Origin of the sequence: Duganella hordei (genome assembly GCF_040369125.1) — a bacterium.
Classification (GTDB): domain Bacteria; phylum Pseudomonadota; class Gammaproteobacteria; order Burkholderiales; family Burkholderiaceae_D; genus Rugamonas; species Rugamonas hordei.
Genome location: NZ_BPWI01000033.1, coordinates 1 through 22,707 on the forward strand (window position 1 = coordinate 1; position 22,707 = coordinate 22,707).

The 22,707-nt window shown below is 66.0% G+C and carries 15 protein-coding genes; all 15 read left to right on the forward strand.

The window, feature by feature from the left end; translation table 11 throughout:
- The first annotated feature begins 96 nt into the window (after positions 1 to 96).
- The 15 genes from ABWW33_RS32215 to rfbH (ABWW33_RS32285) all read left to right on the forward strand — a co-directional run bounded on the left by ABWW33_RS32215 (position 97) and on the right by rfbH (ABWW33_RS32285) (position 22,707).
- Complete coding sequence (locus ABWW33_RS32215) at positions 97 to 3,294, forward strand: O-linked N-acetylglucosamine transferase family protein (protein WP_353405510.1); 3,198 nt, start codon at positions 97 to 99, stop codon at positions 3,292 to 3,294.
- 19 nt (positions 3,295 to 3,313) lie between these two features.
- Positions 3,314 to 6,097, forward strand: coding sequence for an O-linked N-acetylglucosamine transferase family protein (locus ABWW33_RS32220; protein ID WP_353405511.1), 2,784 nt, complete (start codon positions 3,314 to 3,316; stop codon positions 6,095 to 6,097).
- A gap of 143 nt (positions 6,098 to 6,240) precedes the next feature.
- Complete coding sequence (gene rfbF / locus ABWW33_RS32225) at positions 6,241 to 7,014, forward strand: glucose-1-phosphate cytidylyltransferase (RefSeq protein WP_353405512.1); 774 nt, start codon at positions 6,241 to 6,243, stop codon at positions 7,012 to 7,014.
- On the forward strand, positions 7,011 to 8,087 hold the full coding sequence (gene rfbG / locus ABWW33_RS32230) for a CDP-glucose 4,6-dehydratase (RefSeq protein WP_353405521.1): 1,077 nt from the start codon (positions 7,011 to 7,013) through the stop codon (positions 8,085 to 8,087). The genes rfbF (ABWW33_RS32225) and rfbG (ABWW33_RS32230) overlap by 4 nt, the downstream gene beginning before the upstream one ends.
- 24 nt (positions 8,088 to 8,111) lie before the next feature.
- The gene (gene rfbH, locus ABWW33_RS32235; RefSeq protein WP_176653464.1) at positions 8,112 to 9,437 is read left to right on the forward strand and encodes a lipopolysaccharide biosynthesis protein RfbH; all 1,326 of its coding nucleotides are present in this window, start codon (positions 8,112 to 8,114) and stop codon (positions 9,435 to 9,437) included.
- On the forward strand, positions 9,437 to 11,272 hold the full coding sequence (locus ABWW33_RS32240; RefSeq protein ID WP_353405513.1) for a thiamine pyrophosphate-binding protein: 1,836 nt from the start codon (positions 9,437 to 9,439) through the stop codon (positions 11,270 to 11,272). The genes rfbH (ABWW33_RS32235) and ABWW33_RS32240 overlap by 1 nt, the downstream gene beginning before the upstream one ends.
- Position 11,273: 1 nt before the next feature.
- Positions 11,274 to 12,209, forward strand: coding sequence for an NAD-dependent epimerase/dehydratase family protein (locus tag ABWW33_RS32245; RefSeq protein WP_353405514.1), 936 nt, complete (start codon positions 11,274 to 11,276; stop codon positions 12,207 to 12,209).
- 6 nt (positions 12,210 to 12,215) lie between these two features.
- A complete protein-coding gene (locus ABWW33_RS32250) occupies positions 12,216 to 13,127 on the forward strand; it encodes an acetaldehyde dehydrogenase (acetylating) (protein ID WP_353405515.1) in 912 nt (303 codons plus the stop codon).
- On the forward strand, positions 13,120 to 14,145 hold the full coding sequence (gene dmpG / locus ABWW33_RS32255) for a 4-hydroxy-2-oxovalerate aldolase (RefSeq protein ID WP_176656070.1): 1,026 nt from the start codon (positions 13,120 to 13,122) through the stop codon (positions 14,143 to 14,145). Before ABWW33_RS32250 ends, dmpG begins: the two co-directional genes overlap by 8 nt.
- Before the next feature lie 3 nt (positions 14,146 to 14,148).
- On the forward strand, positions 14,149 to 15,222 hold the full coding sequence (locus ABWW33_RS32260; RefSeq protein WP_176656071.1) for an NAD-dependent epimerase/dehydratase family protein: 1,074 nt from the start codon (positions 14,149 to 14,151) through the stop codon (positions 15,220 to 15,222).
- The gene (locus ABWW33_RS32265; protein ID WP_353405516.1) at positions 15,212 to 18,001 is read left to right on the forward strand and encodes an O-linked N-acetylglucosamine transferase family protein; all 2,790 of its coding nucleotides are present in this window, start codon (positions 15,212 to 15,214) and stop codon (positions 17,999 to 18,001) included. Before ABWW33_RS32260 ends, ABWW33_RS32265 begins: the two co-directional genes overlap by 11 nt.
- A gap of 54 nt (positions 18,002 to 18,055) precedes the next feature.
- Positions 18,056 to 19,381 (forward strand): methyltransferase domain-containing protein, encoded by a 1,326-nt coding sequence (locus tag ABWW33_RS32270; RefSeq protein ID WP_353405517.1) that lies wholly within the window; start codon positions 18,056 to 18,058, stop codon positions 19,379 to 19,381.
- Positions 19,382 to 19,510: 129 nt separating this feature from the next.
- Entirely contained in the window at positions 19,511 to 20,284 is a 774-nt protein-coding gene (gene rfbF, locus ABWW33_RS32275) for a glucose-1-phosphate cytidylyltransferase (protein WP_353405512.1), read from the forward strand.
- On the forward strand, positions 20,281 to 21,357 hold the full coding sequence (gene rfbG, locus ABWW33_RS32280) for a CDP-glucose 4,6-dehydratase (RefSeq protein WP_353405521.1): 1,077 nt from the start codon (positions 20,281 to 20,283) through the stop codon (positions 21,355 to 21,357). The genes rfbF (ABWW33_RS32275) and rfbG (ABWW33_RS32280) overlap by 4 nt, the downstream gene beginning before the upstream one ends.
- A gap of 24 nt (positions 21,358 to 21,381) precedes the next feature.
- Entirely contained in the window at positions 21,382 to 22,707 is a 1,326-nt protein-coding gene (rfbH, locus tag ABWW33_RS32285) for a lipopolysaccharide biosynthesis protein RfbH (protein WP_176653464.1), read from the forward strand.

Here is a 22,707-nt window from a genome sequence, read left to right on the forward strand (position 1 = left end):
GTTCCAACCTGGGGTCAGTTCCGGCAATCTGCCACGCGTGGCAGATTGCCGGAACTGACCCCAGGTTGGAACCGGCCCCGGGTTAGAATACATGCTATGACCGTTCAAGTTCCCGCCGTACCCGCTTCTTTCGATTCCAGCCCGCTCGGCACCGTCATGGCGATGGCCGTCAAGGGGATGCTGTCCATCGGCGACCTGTTCGGCGCCGCCGGCGTGCTGCAGGAAAGCGGCCAGGTGCCGGCCGCCATCGCGCTGTACCGCACCTGGATCGCCCACACGCCGTCGCCGATGGTGTACGCGGCCTGCTTCAACCTGGCCGTGGTGCTGTCCACCGCCGGCGACGATGCGGCCGCCGAGGCGCTGCTGCGCCAGGCCATCGCGCTCAATCCGGATTTCGTCGAGGGCCGCCTGAACCTCGGCTCGCTGCTCGAACGCGCCGGGCGTCCGGACGATGCGCTGGCCATGTGGAACGCCATCCTCACCGATCCGATCCAGCCCGACATCAAGACCAACACCTCGCTGTACATCCAGACGCTCAACAACCTGGGCCGCCTGCTGGAGATCCGCAAGCGCTATCCGGAGGCGGAAGCCGTGCTGGCACTGAGCCTGCGCGTCGATCCCAAGCAGGCCAACGTGATGACGCACTGGGTCCACCTGCGCCAGAAGCAGTGCGAATGGCCCGTCTACAGCGGCCTCGAACACATCTCCGTCGCCACCATGATGGAGGGCACGTCGGCGCTGGCGATGCTCAGCGCGTCCGCCGATCCGGCCCAGCAGCTGGCCGCCTCGCGCCGCTTCGTCACCGAAAAGGTCAACGCCAACGTCGCCCCGCTGACCGGCGCCCACGGCTACGGCCACCAGCGCCTGCGCATCGGCTACCTGTCGTCGGACTTCTGCTCGCACGCGGTCTCGATCCTGACCGCCGAGCTGTATGAGCTGCACGACCGCAGCAAGTTCGAGGTCTACGCCTTCAGCTGGAGCCGCGAGGACGGCTCGCCGATCCGCGCCCGCGTGGTCAAGGCCATGGACCACTACATCCGCATCGACAAGATGACCGACGAGCAGGCCGCCCGCGCCATCCGCGCCCACGAGATCGACATCCTGGTCGACCTGCACGGCCTGACCCTGGGCGCGCGCCCAAACATCCTGGCGTTCCGCCCGGCGCCGGTGCAGCTGACCTATCTCGGCTTCCCCGGCAGCACCGGCCTGCCCGGCATCGACTACGTGCTGGCCGACGAATTCCTGATCACGCCGGAGATGACCAAGGACTTCACCGAGAAGCCGCTGTACCTGCCAGACACCTTCCAGATCAACGACCGCCAGCGCCTGATCGCGCCCACGCCGACCCGCGCCTCGGTCAACCTGCCGCAAGACGCCTTCGTCTTCTGCTCGTTCAACAACAACTTCAAGTTCACGCCGGACGTGTTCGACGTGTGGATGAACATCCTGCGCCGCGTGCCCAACAGCGTGCTGTGGCTGGTGGCCGACTATCCGGAAGTGCGCGAGAACCTGTACCGCTACGCCGAGCAGGCGGGCGTGGCCCGCGAACGCCTGATCTTCAACAGCCGCGCGGTGCCGGCCGAATACCTGGCGCGCTACCAGCTGGCCGACCTGTTCCTCGACACCTTCCCGTTCAACGCCGGCACCACCGCCAGCGACGCGCTGTGGGCCGGCCTGCCGCTGCTGACCTGCGCCGGCCGCACCTTCTCGTCGCGCATGGCGGGCAGCCTGCTGAAGGCGGTCGACCTGCCGGAGCTGATCACCTTCAACTTCGCCGACTATGAAGAGAAGGCCGTCGCGCTGGCCCACGATCCGCAGCGCATCGCCGCCATGAAGCGCCAGCTGATCGACAACCGCCTGACCTGCGCGCTGTTCGACAGCCCGCGCTTCGTGCGCAACATGGAAGCGGTGCTGCAGCAGATCGCCAAGCCGGCCGCGCCGCGCCTGGCGCCGCAACCCGCTCCGGTGCTGAAGCCAGATGTCCCGCGCCTGCCGGCCTCGCAGATCCCCATCGTCACCGTCTCCTACAACGCGCCAGACCTGGTCGAGGCGCTGCTGTCGTCGCTGCGCAAGTTCTATCCTAACCGCGTGTATATCATTGACGGCTCCAATCCGGACATCGCGGAAAAAATCCGTGCCATGGCGGCCGGCTACGACAACGTCGAGTTCATCGCGTTCGGCTACAACATCCACCATGGCCCCGGCATGACCTGGGCCATCAACAACCTCGGATTGAAGGGCGAAGTGCTGTTCCTCGATTCGGACGTGGAAGTGGTCAACCCCGGCTTCATCGAGTCGCTGCAAAGCCATTTGAAGCCGGGCATGTACGGCGCCGGCCACCTGCGCATCGTCAGCGAAGGCGGTTATGAGAACCCCGTCGCGAACCCGATACGCTATCTGCACCCGGCCTGCATGCTGGTCAATCTCGACGTGGCGCGTTTGTGGCCGCTGCCGATCAAGCACGGCGCGCCGATGATCCAGACCATGCTGGCCATTCACCGCGCCGGCGCCCATCACCTGATCGAGGCCGTCGACTGGGTCGACCAGGATTTCAGCCGTGAGTCCAGGCGCGTCTTCCTCAAGCACGACTGGCAGGGCACCGTGATCCGCACCGGCGGCTACCACTACGACCTGCCCACCGCCTCGGCGCAGATCAACCAGGACCTGCTGTCCATGGTGCCGGCCGACGCCCGCAAGCTGGTCGACGTCGGCTGCCACGACGGCGCCTTCGCCAAGGCCTACCGGCAGCGCAACCCGATCTGCAACTACACCGGCATCGAGCGCGATCCTGCGCCGGCCAACGCCGCCCGCCCGCATTGCGATTTCGTGTTCGACCAGGATATCGAAAGCGCCAGCCCGGAGTTCTGGTCGCACGTGAGCGGGGCCGATTGCTGGATACTCGGCGAGGTGCTCGAACACATGAACGACCCGTGGGCCTTGCTGACCAAAATCCGCTCCAACATGGCGCCGGGCGGACGTGTGGTCGCGGCCATCCAAAATTTCCAGCACTGGAGCATCCAGGCCCGCCTCAACGCCGGCGACCTGCGCTACGGCCAGGGCGCGGCGATGAACAAAGGCCACAAGCGCATCTTCACGCGCGGCGCCATGCTCGACCTGTTCCTGCAGTCGGGCTTCAAGATCGCCGGCGGCAGCTCGCGCATACCGGAAGAACCGGCGCGCGACAAATACCTGCCGGCGATACGCCTGATGGCCCAGGCCAGCGGTGTCGATCCGGAGATCGCGGTCGAGGACGCGCTGGCCCCGCAATACATCCTGGTGGCAGTCGCCGCCTGATACGGATATCGAGGCCCGCATGTCCGCCCAGCTGAACGCCGCCATCGCCGCTGGCAATATCGCGGAGGCGGCGACGCTGGCGTTCGCGCAGGCCGGACTGGGCGTACTGCCGATTACGGAGCTGATCGGCATCGCCGGACTGCTGGCCGGGCAGGGTAAGCAGGAACGGGCCATCGCGCTGTACCAGCTGTGGATCAAGCACTGCGACACGCCGCTGCTGCACGCGGCCTGGTACAACCTGGCGGTGCTGCAGATGCAAGGCGGCCACGAGCGCGCCGCCGAACGTTCGTACCGCCGCGCGCTGGAGATCCAACCGCATTTCACCGAAGCCTATCTCGGCCTCGGCGCGCTGATGGAGCGCCGCCGCAGTCCCGACGAGGCGCTCGACACCTGGCACGAGGCGCTGGACCTGCTCGATCCGGCGGCCGCCAACGCGCAGCAGCTGCAGATCCAGCTGTTCAACAATATCGCCCGCGTGGCCGACGGCGAGCAGCGCTATCCGGAAGCGGAAGACGCGCTGACCCGCAGCCTGCAGCTCGATCCGCGCCAGCCGCTGGTCGCAGCCCACTGGGTACGGCTGCGCCAGCAGCAATGCGCATGGCCGGTGCTGGCCGCGCTGCCGGGGCTGGACGAAGACCAGCTGCTGACGGCCGCCTCGGCCCCCACCACGCTCGGCGCCAGCGACGATCCGGCGGTACAGCTGGCGGCGGCCCGCCGCCATGTCGCCGCCCATGTGCCCCGCGGCGCGGCGCCGCTGTCCGACCAAGCCGGCTACACGCACCGCAAGCTGCGCATCGGCTACCTGTCGCCGGACGCCTGTCCGCAGACCGCCGAACTGTACGCGCTGCACGACCGCAAGCTGGTCGACGTCTACGGTTTCTGCTGGAACGAGGAAGACAACTCGCCCGCGCGCCTGCGCCTGGTGCAGGGCCTGGACCATCACGTGCGCATCGCCGGCATCACCGATCTGCAGGCGGCGCAGCTGATACGGGCGCATGAAATCGACATCCTCATCGACCTGCAAGGCCTGGCTGTCGGCGGCCGGCCCGGCATCCTGTCGCATCGCCCGGCGCCGGTGCAGATCGCGTGGCTGGGCTATCCCGCCACCACGGCGCTCGACAGCATCGACTACGTGCTGGCCGATGCCTGGGTTCTCCCGCCGGAACTGGCGCCGTACTACACCGAGCAGCCGCTGTACTTGCCGGACAGCTGCCGGATCAACGACCGCCAGCGCGCGACGGGTCCGCGCCTGGGGCGCGCCGCATACGGGCTGCCGCAAGACGCCTTCGTCTTCTGCAGCTTCGGCGACAGCCGCAAACTGGCGCCGCCGATGTTCGGTGCCTGGATGCGCATCCTGCAGCGCGTGCCGGACAGCGTGCTGTGGCTGACGTCCGGCAGCGAACAGGTACGCGACAACCTGCGCGTGGCCGCGCTGCGCCACGGCGTCGCCAGCGACCGGCTGTATTTCGCCAGCCACGCGCCGGAACACAACCTGGCCCGCTGCCAGGCGGCCGACCTGTTCCTCGACACGCTGCCCCTCAACGCCGGCACCGCCGCCGGCGACGCGCTGTGGGCCGGCCTGCCGCTGCTGACCTGCTCCGGCCGCAGCTACGCAGGGCGCATCGGCGGCAGCCTGCTGCACGCCGCCGGCCTGCCGGAACTGGTCACCCGGAACCTGAGCGACTACGAGGACATGGCCGTACGGCTGGCGCAGGCGCCGGACCAACTGGCCGCGCTGCGCCGGCAGCTGAACGACAACCGCGACACCAGCGCACTTTTCGACACCCCGCGCCTGGCGCGCAACCTGGAGCAGCTCTACCGGCGCGTGGCGCGCGGCACGCTGAACCGCCGCAACGCCAAACGCGCCGACACCAGCCTGCCCCTGGTCAGCATCCTGATCGCGGCGGCCGACACGGATGCCGATGCCTTCGAACGCACGCTGCGCAGCGCGCTGGCGCAAACCTGGGGCCACACCGAGATCATCGTCAGCGACAGCAGCGGCAGCGACGCGTTGCGCACGCGGATCGCTCCGCTGCTGGCGCGCCATCCGCAGCTGCGCTACAACCGCGCACCTGGCCTGTCGCCGGCGGCCAGCCTGGATCACTGTCTGGCGCTGTCGCTGGGCGAATACATCGCCGTCGCGCCGCAGGGCGACGTCCTGTTGCCTGAAAAACTGGCGCGTATGATGCACTTTTATCAAACCTATCCGAACGTCGGCCTGGTCGGCAGCTGGCGCCAGCCGCAGGACGACGACGGCGCCGCGCTGCCGGGCGCGCCGGTATTCGGCACCGACACGGTGGTCGACGGCGCCTCGCTGGGCAGCCTGCTGTTGTCGTCCGATCACAACGCCACCGCCACGCTGTGCGACGCCGGCGCGCTGCTGCTGCGCCGCAGCATTATCGGCGCCGGCTTCGGCCACTATCACGGACGGCAATATCAATATCTGTCCGGCATCGCCATGGCCTTGTCCGCGCTGGCCGGCCGCGATGGCGTCTACCTGGCCGATCCGCTGTCCAGCCACCGCCCTTCCCGCACATCACCCGCCGCGCAGGCCGACGCCGATGCCCTGCTCTGCGCGCTCGACGGCTTGCATCTTTTATACGCAGCCCATGCGCAGCATGCCTTCCTGTCCGACCCCGCCGCTTTCAGACAGGTACTGGCCGCCCGCCTCGCCGCCCTCAATGCGCTGCTCACCGGCCGCCACGCCGCGCTGTCCATACAGCTGTCGGCCAGCGCCAGCCTCGATCTGGCCGACTTGCACGATGTGCTACGGCAGGGCTACCAGTTGCTACTTTCCCACTGAGTCTCCTTTTTTGTGGAAATTTCCCATCCTTCCTGAAGACGCCCCAAACAGGCCCTGCTTTTCGTTTAAAATACGACGGATGTGGCTGACAATATGTCCTGTACGGACCACACACATAATCAGCACAACTATTCGGGGATAGTATGAAAGCAGTCATATTGGCAGGCGGCTTGGGCACCAGGCTTAGCGAAGAAACCACTGTCAAACCGAAGCCGATGGTCGAAGTCGGCGGCAAGCCTATCCTGTGGCACATCCTGAAGAGCTATTCCGCGTTCGGCATCAATGACTTCGTCATCTGCTGCGGCTACCGCGGCTACGTCATCAAGGAATTCTTCGCCAACTACTTCCTGCACACCTCGGACGTCACCTTCGACCTGCAGCAAAACTCGATGGAAGTGCACGAGCGCCACGCCGAACCATGGAAGGTCACGCTGGTCGACACCGGCGCCGACACGCTGACCGGCGGCCGTCTCAAGCGCGTGCGCCAGCACGTCGAGAACGACGAAGCCTTCTGCTTCACCTACGGCGACGGCGTGGCCGACATCGACATCGGCGCTTCGATCGCCTTCCACAAGGAACATGGCAAGCTGGCCACCATGACCGCCGTGCAGCCGCCGGGACGCTTCGGCGCCATCGACATGAACGGCCAGCGCATCATGAGCTTCAAGGAGAAGCCCCAGGGCGACGGCAACTGGATCAACGGCGGCTACTTCGTGCTCTCGCCTAAGGTCATCGACCTGATCGACGACGACAGCACCATCTGGGAAAAAGGCCCGCTCGAGAAGCTCGCCGAGAGCAACCAGCTCGACGCCTGGCTGCACCACGGGTTCTGGCAGCCGATGGACACGCTGCGCGACAAGGTCCTGCTCGAAGAGCTGTGGGACAGCGGCAAGGCGCCGTGGAAGCGATGGCCATGAATCCGGCGTTCTGGCGCGGCAAGCGTGTTTTCCTGACCGGGCACACCGGTTTCAAGGGTAGCTGGCTGAGCCTGTGGTTGCAGCAACTGGGCGCCCACGTCACCGGCTACGCCCTCGAAGCACCAAGCAAACCAAGCCTGTTCGATACCGCCCACGTCGGCGCCGGCATGAGCTCCGTCATCGGCGACATCCGCGACGGCATCGCGCTGCGCGAGGCGATGATGAAGGCCAGGCCGGAGATCGTCATCCACATGGCGGCGCAGGCGCTGGTGCGCTACTCGTACGCCAATCCGGTCGAGACCTACGCCACCAACGTCATGGGGCTGGTGAACTTCTTCGAAGCGGTGCGCCACACGCCCGGCATCAAGGCCGTGGTCAACGTCACCAGCGACAAGTGCTATGAAAACAAGGAATGGGCCTGGGGCTATCGCGAGAACGAAGCCTTCGGCGGCTACGACCCTTACAGCAACAGCAAGGCCTGCGCCGAGCTGGTGACGGCCGGCTACCGCTCGTCGTTCTTCAATCCCGAAAAACACGCCGAGCACGGCGTCGCGCTGGCATCGGGCCGCGCCGGCAACGTCATCGGCGGCGGCGACTGGGCCGAGGACCGCCTGATCCCCGACATGGTGCGCGCCATCGCCGCCGGCAAGCCGGTGCGCATCCGCAGCCCGCACGCGATCCGCCCGTGGCAGCACGTGCTCGAACCGCTGTCGGGCTATCTGACCCTGGCCGAGCACTTATACGCCCACGGCGCCGCGTACGCCGAAGGCTTCAACTTCGGCCCGCACGACATCGACGCGCGCCCGGTGGAATGGATCATCTCGCGCCTGTGCGAAAGCTGGGGCAAGGGCGCCAGCTGGGAGCTGGACAGCGCGCCGCAGCCGCACGAGGCGCACTACCTCAAGCTGGACTGCTCGAAAGCCCGCAGCCGCCTGCAATGGCAGCCGCGCTGGCACCTGGGCCACACCATCGACATGATCGTCGCATGGCACCAGGCGCACGCCGCCGGCGCCGACATGCGCGCGCTGACGCTGGCGCAGATCGACACCTATCAAAACACCGCACATCTTTAAGCGCACATAACCAAGGCTGGAATCATGAGTGAAGCACAAAGCAAGGAACAACTCCGCGAACAGATCATCAAGCTGGTGGCCCAATACGGCGCCCTGGCCAGCGTGCCGAAGGCGTTCGAGCCCGGCGTGACCGTCATCCCGCCGGCCGGCAAGGTCGTCGGCGCGCCGGAAATGGAACTGATGGTCGAGGCCTCGCTGGACGCCTGGCTCACCACCGGCCGCTTCAACGACCAGTTCGAGGCCAGGCTGGCCAAGATGATCGGCGTGAACTTCCTCATCACCGTCAACTCCGGTTCCTCGGCCAACCTGGTCGCGTTCAACACGCTGACCTCGCCCAAGCTGGGCGCGCGCGCGATCCAGCAGGGCGACGAGGTGATCGGCGTGGCCGCCGGCTTCCCCACCACCGTCAACCCGATCATCCAGTTCGGCGCGGTGCCGGTGTTCGTCGACGTCGAGCTGGGCACCTACAACATCGACGTGACCAAGCTGGAAGCGGCGATCTCGCCCAAGACCAAGGCCATCATGCTGGCCCACACGCTGGGCAATCCGTACAACCTGGACGTCATCACCGCCATCTGCAAGAAGCACAAGCTGTGGCTGATCGAGGATTGCTGCGACGCGCTGGGTTCGACCTACCACGGCAAGATGGTCGGCACCTTCGGCGACATCGGCACCATGTCGTTCTACCCGGCCCACCACATCACGATGGGCGAAGGCGGCGCCGTGTTCACCAACGATCCGGAACTGAAGATGATCGCCGAGTCGTTCCGCGACTGGGGCCGCGACTGCTACTGCGCGCCGGGCAAGGACAACACCTGCGGCAAGCGCTTCTGCCAGTGCCTGGGCACGCTGCCGATGGGCTACGACCACAAGTACACCTACAGCCACCTGGGCTACAACCTGAAGATCACCGACATGCAGGCCGCCTGCGGCCTGGCCCAGATCGACCGCGCGCCCGGCTTCATCCAGGCCCGCAAGGACAACTTCGCCTACCTGAAGGAGCGCCTGCAGTCGTGCGCCGAGTTCCTGATCCTGCCGGAGGCGACCGAGCATTCGGACCCGTCGTGGTTCGGCTTCCCGATGACGCTCAAGCCTGAGGCCAACGTCTCGCGCGTGGACCTGCTGACCTACCTGGACGAGCACAAGATCGGCACCCGCCTGCTGTTCGCCGGCAACCTGACGCGCCAGCCCTACATGGTCGGGCGCAACTACCGCGTCTCCGGCGACCTGACCAACACCGACCGCGTCATGAACGACACCTTCTGGATCGGCGTCTTCCCCGGCCTGACCCGCGAGATGCTGGACTTCGCCGTCGACAAGCTCGAAACCTTCTTTGGCGTGAACTTCTGATGCAAGCGCAAGACACTAAAGTAAAAGTCGCCGACCTGGTCGCGGAGACCCTGGAAAGCCTGGGCATCCAGCACGCCTTCGGCATCATCGGTGCCGGCAACGTCCATTTGTTCGAAGCCATCACCCGCCGCGGCTACACCGAGATCGTCTGCGTGCACCACGAGCAGGCCGCCTGCATGGCGGTGCAGACCTACTATCGCACTTGCGGCAAACTGTCCGCCGCGCTGCTGACCACCGGCGCCGGTTCGACCAACGGCGTCACCGGCGTGGTCTCCGCCTGGGCCGACTCGATTCCCTGCATCGTCATCGCCGGCAACGAAAACAGCAAGTTCACCTTCCCGGAAAACCCGCTGCGCATGTGGGGCGTGCAGGGCTACGATTCCTGCCAGATGGTCGAACGCGTCAGCAAATACCAGATGCGCGTGATGCAGCCGACGCAGACCCGGCTCGAACTGCAGAAGGCCGTGCACATCGCGCTGGACGGCCGCCCGGGTCCGACGTGGATCGAGATCCCGCTGGACATCCAGTCGCAGCGCATCGAACGCGACACCATCGCCCAGTTCGAAGCGCCTGCCGCCGCCGACTATCTGAGCGACACCGTCTCGGCGCAGGTCGATTCCGTGCTGGCCGCCCTGCTGAAAGCCGAGCGTCCCGTGCTGTGGCTGGGTAACGGCATCCGCCTGGCCGGCGGCGAAACGCGCATCGCGCCGCTGCTGGAAAAACTGGGCGCGCCGGCGCTGGTGTCGTGGGCCGGCATCGACATGATCGATTCGTCGCACCCGCTGGTGTTCGGCCGCGCCGGCGTCTACGGCCAGCGCGCCGCCAACTTCATCTTGCAGAACAGCGACTACGTGCTGGCCATCGGCACCCGCCTGGCGATCCCGCAGATCGGCTACGACCTGAACGAACTGGCGCGCCTGGCGCGCATCGACGTGGTCGACATCGACGCCGACGAAGTGGTCAAGCACGCCAAGCGCACGCAGGAAAACATCCTGTGCGACGCCCGCGTCTTCATCGAGGCGCTGATCTCGCGTCTTGAGGCCCTCACCGCGCCGGTGCCGTCCAAGGCCGCCTGGCTGGAGACCTGCCGCGCCTATGAGGAGCAGTTCCCTTGGGTCGGTGCGGAGCACGCGGACAAGGACGGCTTCATGAACTCCTACCGCTTCATGCAGCGCCTGAACGATTTCTTCAAACCGGACCAGGTGGTCGTCACCGACATGGGCACGGCCCTGCTGAGCGGCCACCAGGTGCTGCGCTTCAAGGAAGGCCAGCGCTTCATGACCTCCACCGGCCTGGGCGAGATGGGCTACGGCCTGCCGGCCGCGCTGGGCGTCTCGTTCGCCAACGACCGCGGCGAGGTGATGTGCCTGAACTGCGACGGCGGCATGATGATGAACCTGCAAGAGCTGCAGACCATGGTGCACCACAAGCTGCCGATCAAGCTGTTCATCTTCAACAACGACGGCTACCTGATGATCAAGCACACGCAGAAGTCCCTGTTCAAGGGCGGTTACGTCGGCACCGACCGCGCCTCCGGCGTGTCCTGCCCGGACTTCTCCAAGCTGGCCACCGCGTTCGACATCCCGTCCTTCCAGATCCGCAGCTGGGACGAGTGCGACGCCACGCTGGAGGCCGTGCAGGCCGCGACCGGCCCGGTGATCTGCGAAGTGTTCATGAGTCCGACGCAGCTGTTCTCGCCGAAACTGGGCGTGGTGGCGCGCGCCGACGGTTCGCTGGTGTCGCCGCCGCTGGAAGACCTGTCGCCGCTGATCCCGCGCGACACGCTGGACAAGGCCATGATCGGCGGCATGCACGAAAAATCGAAATCCCTCTAAGATGAACCGCGTCGCCATCCTCGGTGCGAGCAGCCAGATCGCCAAAGATCTGATCCTGTCCTTCGCGCGCGAGGGCAACACCGGAGTGCTGCTGTACGTGCGCGACACGGCGGCGGCACAGCGCTGGCTGGACGCGCACCAGCTGGACTTTCCGGTGGCCGTCTACGCCGACTACGGCCAGGCGCCGCATGACGCGGTGCTCAACTTCGTCGGCGTCGGCGATCCGCAGCGCGCCGCGCAGATGGGCGGCGCCATCTTCGGCGTGACGCAGGAATTCGACGACCTGGCCTTGCGCGAGCTGCAGCGCCATCCCGAGCGGCGCTACATCTTCCTGTCCAGCGGCGCGGCCTACGGTGGCGGCTTCGAACAGCCGGCCGGCCCGGACACCCCCGCCGTGGTCAACATCAACGCGCTCAAGCCGCAGGAATACTACGCGGTGGCCAAGCTGCACGCCGAATGCAAGCACCGCGCGCTGCCCGAGCTGTCCATCACCGATCTGCGGGTGTTCAACTACTTCAGCCGCACGCAGGACCTGGAGGCGCGCTTCTTCATCACCGATCTGCTGCGCGCCGCGCGCGACGGCACGGTGTTGCGCACCAGCGCCGGCAGCATGGTGCGCGACTACCTGCATCCGCACGACTTCCACCAGCTGGTCGAGTGCGTGCTGCGCGCGCCGGCCGCCAACCGCGCCATCGACTGCTACAGCGCGGCGCCGGTGGAGAAAGGGGCGCTGCTGGCGGAGATGGCGCGCCGCTTCGGCCTGCGCTACGAAATTGTCGAAAACCTAGCCGTGGTCAACGCCACCGGCTCCAAACCCCACTACTATTCGCTCAACCGGCAAGCCGCTGAATTGGGCTACCATCCGGCCTATTCCTCCATCGATGGCATCGCCGGGGAATCGGCCATAATACTCGGCAGGGACAACACCATTAGGTGAAACAAGATGACTAGCACCGACAAACTCAAGATCGCCATCATCGGCTCCGGCAATATCGGCACGGACCTGATGGTCAAGGTGATGCGCTCCAAGCATTTGGTCTGCACGCTGTTCGCCGGCCGCAATTTCAATTCGGCCGGCATGAAGCGCGCCAGCCAGCTCGGGGTGCCCATTTCGGACCGCGGCATCGAGGCTATCATCGCCGATCCGTCCATCTGCGACCTGGTGTTCGACGCCACCTCGGCCCAGGCCCACGTCGGCCACTGGGCGGCGCTCGATAAACTGGGCAAGACCGTGATCGACATGACCCCGGCCAAGCTGGGCGAGTTCTGCATCCCGGCCATCAACGCCCAGGCCACGCTGGACACCGGCACCCGCAATATCAACATGATCACCTGCGGCGGCCAGTCGTCGATCCCGATCGCCGCCGCCATCGGCGCGGTGCACCAGGACATCGAGTACGTCGAGGTGGCCTCCAGCATCGCCTCGCGCAGCGCCGGCCCGGCCACCCGCGCCAACCTGGACGAATACATCGAGACCACCGAGGAAGCGCTGCAGCGCTTCTCCGGCGCCCGCCGCGCCAAGGCGATCCTGATCCTGAACCCGGCCAACCCGCCGATCGACATGCAGACCACGATCTACGCCAAGATCGCCAACCCGGACCTGCCGGCGATCCGCGCCTCGGTCGAGGCCATGGTGGCCCAGCTGAAAACCTATGTGCCCGGCTACGGCCTGGTGGTGCCGCCGACCATCGAAGGCGGCCGCGTGGTCACCACCATCAAGGTGGTCGGCGCCGGCGACTACCTGCCGCAATACGCAGGCAACCTGGACATCATCAACTGCGCCGCCATCGCGATGGCGGAAATGGTCGCCGCAGCAAGGCACAGCAAGCATAAAGAGGAGCGCAAGCATGGCTAAGAAAATCCTGATCACCGATCCGACGCTGCGCGACGGCAACCACGCCGTGCGCCACCAGCTGAGCCGCGAAGCCTTCATCGCCTATTGCAAGGCGGCCGAGGATGCGCGCGTGCCCATCCTCGAAGTCGGCCACGGTAACGGCCTGGGCGCCTCGTCGATGCTGGTCGGCGAATGCCGGCTGAGCGACGACGAGATCCTGTCGGTGTCGCGCCAGCACCTGAAGAATTCGCGCATGAGCATCCACGTGATTCCCGGCTTCTGCACCATCAAGAAGGACTTGGTGCGCGCCATCGAGCTGGGCGTCGACGTGTTCCGCGTCGCCTCGCACTGCACCGAGGCCGACATCACCGACCGCCACATCCACTACGTGCGCCAGGCCGGCAAGGAAGCCTGGGGCGTGCTGATGATGAGCCACATGGCGACGCCGGCCACGCTGCTGGAGGAAGCCAAGAAGATGGAATCCTACGGCGCCGAGGCGATCGTCATCATGGACTCGGCCGGCGCCTACTTCCCGGAAGACGTCAAGGAGCGCATCGGCACGCTGGTGGACGGCCTGAATATTCCGGTCGGCTTCCACGGCCATAACAACCTGGGCATGGCCGTCATCAACTCGGTCACCGCCGTCAACGCGGGCGCCACCATCATCGACGGCACCATCCGCGGCTTCGGCGCCGGCGCCGGCAACACCCAGCTCGAAGTGCTGGTGGCCGTGTTCGAGCGCCTCGGCTTCGAGACCGGCATCGACCTGTACAAGATCCTCGACGCGGCCGACATCGCCGAGAAGGAATTCAACCCGGTCGCGCCGTCGATCTCGCCGCTGTCCATCGTCTCCGGCCTGGCCGGCGTGTTCTCCGGCTTCGCCAAGCCGGTGGCGCGCGCGGCCGAGGACTACAAGGTCGATCCGCGCGACATCTTCTTCGGTCTCGGCAAGCGCAACGCGGTGGCCGGCCAGGAAAGCCTGATCATCGAGGTCGCGCGCGACCTGGCCGAGAAAAACGCAGCAGCACTGAAAGGTTAAACCATGGCCGACCCACGCTTCGCAGAAACGCGCCAGGACGCCCTGGCCGCCTGCGCCACCCAACCCGACGTGCGCGCCGCGCTGGCGCGCCAGCACATCGCCGTCACCGGCGGCACCGGCTTCCTCGGCACCTGGATCGCCGAACTGGTGGCCGCGATGAACGACCAGTACAACCTGGGCATCACGCTCGACCTGTACGCGCGCAACATCGGCGAATGGCAGCAGAAATACCCGCACCTGGCCGCGCGCCTGGACATCCGCGTGCGTTCGCAGGACGTGCGCTCGTCGTTCGAGTTCGCCAAGAACACCAACTACGTGATCCACGCGGCCGGCATCCCGAACAACCGGGTGCACGCCTCCGATCCGCTGCGCGTGTTCCAGACCACCGTGTCCGGCATCAACAACGCGCTGGAGGCGGCCTCGCAGCTGGACGGCCTGCGCCGCTTCGTCAACGTCAGCTCCTGCCTGGTGGCCGGCCCGCCGCAGCGTCCCGGCCCGCTGAAGGAGACCGACGCCTTCCCGCTGCCGGCCGGCCTGCTGCACACCGTCTACGCCGACGCCAAGCGCGCGGCCGAGATGACGGCGGCGATCTACCGCAGCCAGTACCGCCTGCCGGTATCGACGGTGCGCCCGTTCACCCTGGCCGGCGCCTACCAGGAGCTGGACCGTCCGTGGGCGATCAACAACTTCCTGCGCGACGTGCTGACCGGCGGCGAGATCCGCATCCACGGCGACGGCAGCGCGCGCCGCAGCTACCTGTACGGCGCGGACGCGGCCTGGTGGACGCTGGCCGCGCTGGCCAAGGGCGTCGACGGCGAGGTGTACAACCTCGGCAGCGCCACCGCGGTCACGCACAACGAACTGGTGCGCCTGATCGGCGAGCAGGTCTCGCCCAAGCCGCGCGTGGTGCTGAACACCGCGCCGAACCGCCTGCAGAAGGACGACGACCTGTACCCGGACATCAGCTTCACCGTGCGCCGCCTTGGCGTCAGCGAAACCTGCCCACTGGAACAGACCGTAGAGAAAGCCTACCGCTGGTTCGCCGCGCCACCATCGATTCGAGCTCATGCAAACTAATAAAACCGTAGTGGACGCCGGCCGCAGCGCGCTGGCGCTGGCCCAGAAGGGCAGCCTCCCGATCGTCGAACTGTTCCAGACCGGCCAGAATCTGGTGGAGGCCGGCGAACGGCCGCTGGGCATCCAGCTGTACCGCGCCTGGCTGGCCAACACGCCGTCGCCGCTGGCCTACGCGGTGCAGTTCAACCTGGCCGTCATGCTCAGCGACAACAACGAGCTGAACGAGGCAGAAGCCGCCTACCGCATGGCGCTGGCGCAGAATCCCCGCTTCAACGAAGGCCACCTGAACCTGGGCACCCTGCTCGAGCGGCTGCGCCGCCCGGACGAGGCGCTGGCCAGCTGGCGCGCGCTGCTCGAATACAGCAATCCCAAGCTGCCGGCCGACCAGCCGCACGTGATCCAGGCGCTCAACAACCTGGGCCGCCTGCTGGAGATCCAGAAGGACTTCCCGGCGGCCGAGGACGCGCTCACGCGCAGCCTGCTGATCGATCCGAAGCAGAAGAACGTCATCTCGCACTGGGTGCACCTGCGCCAGAAGCAGTGCAAGTGGCCGGTCTACAACACCAGCGTCTGCGGCATCCCGGTCGACGAGCTGATGGTCGGCACCTCGGCGCTGGCCATGCTCAGCGCCTCGGGCGATCCGGCCCAGCAGCTGGCCGCCTCGCGCCGCTATGTCGACGAAAAGGTCAACGCCGGCGTCGAGCCGCTGACCGGCCCGCAGGGCTACGGCCACGAGCGCCTGCGCATCGGCTACCTGTCGTCGGACTTCTGCTCGCACGCGGTGTCGATCCTGACGGCCGAGCTGTACGGCCTGCACGACCGCAGCAAGGTCGAGGTGTTCGGCTTTTGCTGGAGCAACGAGGACGGCTCGCCGATCCGCGCCCGCGTCATCGCCGGCATGGACCAGCACATCCGCATCGGCGGCATGAGCGACGAGGAGGCGGCGCGCCTGATCCGCTCGCACGAAATCGACATCCTGGTCGACCTGCACGGCTTGACCCTGGGCGCGCGCCCGAACATCCTGGCCTACCGCCCGGCGCCGGTGCAGATCACCTGGCTGGGCCTGCCGGGCCCGACCGGCATGCCCTTCATCGACTACGTGATCGCCGACCCCTTCGTGCTGCCGCCCGAACTGGAGCCGTATTTCACCGAGAAGCCGCTGCACATGCCGCGCACCTTCCAGATCAACGACCGCCAGCGCATCATCGGCGCCAGGCCCACGCGCGCGGCCAACAACCTGCCGGAAGACGCGTTCGTGTTCTGCGCCTTCAACAACAACTTCAAGTTCAACCCGGAGGTGTTCGACAGCTGGATGAACATCCTCAAGCGCACCGAAAACAGCTTGTTGTGGATGGTGGCCGACAGCCCCGAGGTGCGCACCAACCTGACGCGCCAGGCCGAACTGGCCGGCGTGGCGGCCGAGCGGCTGGTGTTCGCCGGCCGCGTGGTGCCGGCCGACTACCTGGCGCGCTACCAGGTGGCCGACCTGTTCCTCGACACCGCGCCGTTCAACGGCGGCACCACCGCCAGCGACGCGCTGTGGGCCGGCCTGCCGGTGCTGACCTGCGCCGGCCGCACCTTCTCGTCGCGCATGGCCGGCAGCCTGCTGAAGGCGGTCGACATGCCGCAGCTGATCACCACCACCCAGCAGGAATACGAAGACCTGGCCGTGGCGCTGGCGCACGACCGTCCGCAGGTCGAGGCGCTCAAGCGCCAGCTGCACGAGCAGCGCCTGAACTGCGCGCTGTTCGACAGCGCCCAGTTCGTGCGCGACCTGGAGGAACGCTACGCCCAGATCGCGCTGAAGGGCAACGCCGGGCTGCAGGCGCCGCAATTCGCCGGCGCCCGTCCGCCGCAGGTCGACACGCGCCTGCCCAAGGTATCGATTTTGATGCCGACGCACAACCGTCCCGACTACGCCGAACTGGCGCTGCAAAGCATCCTGGCGCAAACCTGGGGCAACCTGGAAATCGTCATCAGCGACAACAGCACCGACGAGCTGACCCGCGAACGCTTCGCCCCCTACATGGCGCGCTACGCCAACATCCGCTACCTGCGCTCGCCGGGCCTGGGTCCGCTGGACAACTTCCTCAATTGCTACCGCAACTCCAGCGCGGAATACGTCAACTACCTGATGGACGACGATCTGTTCCATCCGGAAAAGATCGAGCGCATGATGGCCTGCATGCTGGGCCAGCCCAACATCGGTCTGGTGACCTCGTTCCGCCAGTTGATCGACGCCAACGGCCGTTACCTTGCGCCCATCCATGGCACCGAGCGCATGTTCGAGATCGCCACGGCGGTCGGCGGCAGCTCGCTGGGCGACATGATCCTGAGCAACGGCCAGAACCTGATGGGCGAACCGACCACCGTGCTGTTCCGCCGCAGCCAGCTGCCCGGCCATTTCGGCATGTTCCTGGGCCGCCAGTACACCACCTTGTCCGACGTGGCCACCTGGCTGGCGGTGCTGTCCAACAGCGACTGCGCCTACCTGCCGGAAGCGCTGAGCTACTTCCGCCTGCACGGCGGCCAGGACCAGCGCAACGAAAAAGTGCGCATCCAGGCCAACATCGAATGGCTGCAGCTGCTGTGCGATGCCCACCAGCAAGGCAAGTTCATGCGCAACCGCGCGCAGCTGCGCGAGATGCTGACCAACAAGCTGGTCAACTGCGTCTGGTTCCTGTCGTCGGTGTGGGAACAGGTCGAGCCCAACTACCCGATCGATAAAATCGGCGCCCTGATGCAGCAGGCCACCACTATATTGCTAACCAAGGGTTGAGCCGCCGGCTCTACGACCGCGGCCAACCACCCGAACCACCTGATAATGCAGCCCATGGACGTCAAGAACATTCCCGTCATCTCCGTTTCCTACAATTCCGCGGAATTGATCGAGGATTTACTCAGTTCGTTCCGGGCACATTACAGCAATCCCGTCACCATCATCGACGGATCGGGCGAGCAGCACTACCGCGCCATCGAAGCGGTCTGCGCGCGGCATGAAAACGTCCGCTTCATCCACTTCGACTACAACATCCACCACGGTCCCGGCATGGCCTGGGCGTTCCAGAACCTGGAGCTGCAGGGGCCGGTACTGGTGCTGGATTCCGATATCTTCGTGCTGCATCCGGGCTTCCTGGAAGCCATGGCGGCCGAGCTGGAGCCGGGCATGTACGGCGTCGGCTATGTCAATCACGTCAATGAGGGCGGCTACGACGTCGACTACGAGCAAGGGGCGGTGCGCTACCTGCATCCGGCCTGCATGCTGGTCAATATCGAGGTGCTGCGGGCCTGGCCGATGCCGACCAAGCACGGCGCCCCGATGACCGAGCCCATGCTGGCCCTGCACCGCGCCGGCCAGGATCAGCTGGTGCAAGGCTTGCAGTGGTTGAAGGAAGACTTTCTTAACACTCAACCGGGCCCGCGCAACTATCTGCGCCACGACTGGCAGGGTACCGTCAAGCGTACCGGCGGCTACCACCTGGAAGACTGGCAGCGCGCCAGCCACCAGGCGGCGGGCGTGCGCCAGCTGGTCAAATCGCTGATGCCGGCCGCGCCGGCGCGGGTGCTGGAGATCGGCGCCGGCGACGGCTTCCTGGCGCGCGACGTCAAGGAAGCGGCCCCCACCTGCCACTACACGGCGGTCGAGCTGCACACCGAGACGCCAAGCGAAAACAAGGGCGCCTGCGACCTGGTGCTGCAGCGCGACGTCGACCATCTGGGCGACGACTTCTTCCGCGACCAGGCAGGCGTCGACTGCTGGATCCTGGACAAGGCCCTGGAACGCCTGGTCCATCCGGAAAAACTGCTGGCCCGCATACGCAAGGTCATGAAGGCCGACAGCTGCATCGTGGCGGTGATCCCCAACCTACAGCACTGGAGCGTGCAGGCCAAGCTATGCCTGGGCGACTTTCGCTATGAGGAAAACGGCATTCTCGACCGCGCGCACCTGCGCTGGTTCACGCGCGGCACCATCTTCGACGTGTTCCAGAAGGCCGGCTACCAGATCGTCCAGGGGGCCCCTGTCATCCATGAACGCATGGAAAATCCCTTGCTGACCGCTGCCTTACAGCAACTGGCGGCCAGCGTCGGCGCCGATCCGGCCCTGGCGCTGGAAGACGCCCAAGCCGCCGCCTACGTGATCAAAGCCGTTCCGCGCTAATCCACTGTTGCCTTGCGGAGCTAAAAGCCTAGCTAAGAGGCCAAATACGCTCTGCTTTTCGTTTAAAATGCAACTGCAGTGCCTGACAATGCAGTCTGCGAGCAATCCTTTTACTATCCCGGAGACAGCATGAAAGCAGTGATACTGGCAGGCGGCTTGGGCACCAGGCTTAGCGAAGAAACCACTGTCAAACCGAAGCCGATGGTCGAAGTCGGCGGCAAGCCTATCCTGTGGCACATCCTGAAGAGCTATTCCGCGTTCGGCATCAATGACTTCGTCATCTGCTGCGGCTACCGCGGCTACGTCATCAAGGAATTCTTCGCCAACTACTTCCTGCACACCTCGGACGTCACCTTCGACCTGCAGCAAAACTCGATGGAAGTGCACGAGCGCCACGCCGAACCATGGAAGGTCACGCTGGTCGACACCGGCGCCGACACGCTGACCGGCGGCCGTCTCAAGCGCGTGCGCCAGCACGTCGAGAACGACGAAGCCTTCTGCTTCACCTACGGCGACGGCGTGGCCGACATCGACATCGGCGCTTCGATCGCCTTCCACAAGGAACATGGCAAGCTGGCCACCATGACCGCCGTGCAGCCGCCGGGACGCTTCGGCGCCATCGACATGAACGGCCAGCGCATCATGAGCTTCAAGGAGAAGCCCCAGGGCGACGGCAACTGGATCAACGGCGGCTACTTCGTGCTCTCGCCTAAGGTCATCGACCTGATCGACGACGACAGCACCATCTGGGAAAAAGGCCCGCTCGAGAAGCTCGCCGAGAGCAACCAGCTCGACGCCTGGCTGCACCACGGGTTCTGGCAGCCGATGGACACGCTGCGCGACAAGGTCCTGCTCGAAGAGCTGTGGGACAGCGGCAAGGCGCCGTGGAAGCGATGGCCATGAATCCGGCGTTCTGGCGCGGCAAGCGTGTTTTCCTGACCGGGCACACCGGTTTCAAGGGTAGCTGGCTGAGCCTGTGGTTGCAGCAACTGGGCGCCCACGTCACCGGCTACGCCCTCGAAGCACCAAGCAAACCAAGCCTGTTCGATACCGCCCACGTCGGCGCCGGCATGAGCTCCGTCATCGGCGACATCCGCGACGGCATCGCGCTGCGCGAGGCGATGATGAAGGCCAGGCCGGAGATCGTCATCCACATGGCGGCGCAGGCGCTGGTGCGCTACTCGTACGCCAATCCGGTCGAGACCTACGCCACCAACGTCATGGGGCTGGTGAACTTCTTCGAAGCGGTGCGCCACACGCCCGGCATCAAGGCCGTGGTCAACGTCACCAGCGACAAGTGCTATGAAAACAAGGAATGGGCCTGGGGCTATCGCGAGAACGAAGCCTTCGGCGGCTACGACCCTTACAGCAACAGCAAGGCCTGCGCCGAGCTGGTGACGGCCGGCTACCGCTCGTCGTTCTTCAATCCCGAAAAACACGCCGAGCACGGCGTCGCGCTGGCATCGGGCCGCGCCGGCAACGTCATCGGCGGCGGCGACTGGGCCGAGGACCGCCTGATCCCCGACATGGTGCGCGCCATCGCCGCCGGCAAGCCGGTGCGCATCCGCAGCCCGCACGCGATCCGCCCGTGGCAGCACGTGCTCGAACCGCTGTCGGGCTATCTGACCCTGGCCGAGCACTTATACGCCCACGGCGCCGCGTACGCCGAAGGCTTCAACTTCGGCCCGCACGACATCGACGCGCGCCCGGTGGAATGGATCATCTCGCGCCTGTGCGAAAGCTGGGGCAAGGGCGCCAGCTGGGAGCTGGACAGCGCGCCGCAGCCGCACGAGGCGCACTACCTCAAGCTGGACTGCTCGAAAGCCCGCAGCCGCCTGCAATGGCAGCCGCGCTGGCACCTGGGCCACACCATCGACATGATCGTCGCATGGCACCAGGCGCACGCCGCCGGCGCCGACATGCGCGCGCTGACGCTGGCGCAGATCGACACCTATCAAAACACCGCACATCTTTAAGCGCACATAACCAAGGCTGGAATCATGAGTGAAGCACAAAGCAAGGAACAACTCCGCGAACAGATCATCAAGCTGGTGGCCCAATACGGCGCCCTGGCCAGCGTGCCGAAGGCGTTCGAGCCCGGCGTGACCGTCATCCCGCCGGCCGGCAAGGTCGTCGGCGCGCCGGAAATGGAACTGATGGTCGAGGCCTCGCTGGACGCCTGGCTCACCACCGGCCGCTTCAACGACCAGTTCGAGGCCAGGCTGGCCAAGATGATCGGCGTGAACTTCCTCATCACCGTCAACTCCGGTTCCTCGGCCAACCTGGTCGCGTTCAACACGCTGACCTCGCCCAAGCTGGGCGCGCGCGCGATCCAGCAGGGCGACGAGGTGATCGGCGTGGCCGCCGGCTTCCCCACCACCGTCAACCCGATCATCCAGTTCGGCGCGGTGCCGGTGTTCGTCGACGTCGAGCTGGGCACCTACAACATCGACGTGACCAAGCTGGAAGCGGCGATCTCGCCCAAGACCAAGGCCATCATGCTGGCCCACACGCTGGGCAATCCGTACAACCTGGACGTCATCACCGCCATCTGCAAGAAGCACAAGCTGTGGCTGATCGAGGATTGCTGCGACGCGCTGGGTTCGACCTACCACGGCAAGATGGTCGGCACCTTCGGCGACATCGGCACCATGTCGTTCTACCCGGCCCACCACATCACGATGGGCGAAGGCGGCGCCGTGTTCACCAACGATCCGGAACTGAAGATGATCGCCGAGTCGTTCCGCGACTGGGGCCGCGACTGCTACTGCGCGCCGGGCAAGGACAACACCTGCGGCAAGCGCTTCTGCCAGTGCCTGGGCACGCTGCCGATGGGCTACGACCACAAGTACACCTACAGCCACCTGGGCTACAACCTGAAGATCACCGACATGCAGGCCGCCTGCGGCCTGGCCCAGATCGACCGCGCGCCCGGCTTCATCCAGGCCCGCAAGGACAACTTCGCCTACCTGAAGGAGCGCCTGCAGTCGTGCGCCGAGTTCCTGATCCTGCCGGAGGCGACCGAGCATTCGGACCCGTCGTGGTTCGGCTTCCCGATGACGCTCAAGCCTGAGGCCAACGTCTCGCGCGTGGACCTGCTGACCTACCTGGACGAGCACAAGATCGGCACCCGCCTGCTGTTCGCCGGCAACCTGACGCGCCAGCCCTACATGGTCGGGCGCAACTACCGCGTCTCCGGCGACCTGACCAACACCGACCGCGTCATGAACGACACCTTCTGGATCGGCGTCTTCCCCGGCCTGACCCGCGAGATGCTGGACTTCGCCGTCGACAAGCTCGAAACCTTCTTTGGCGTGAACTTCTAA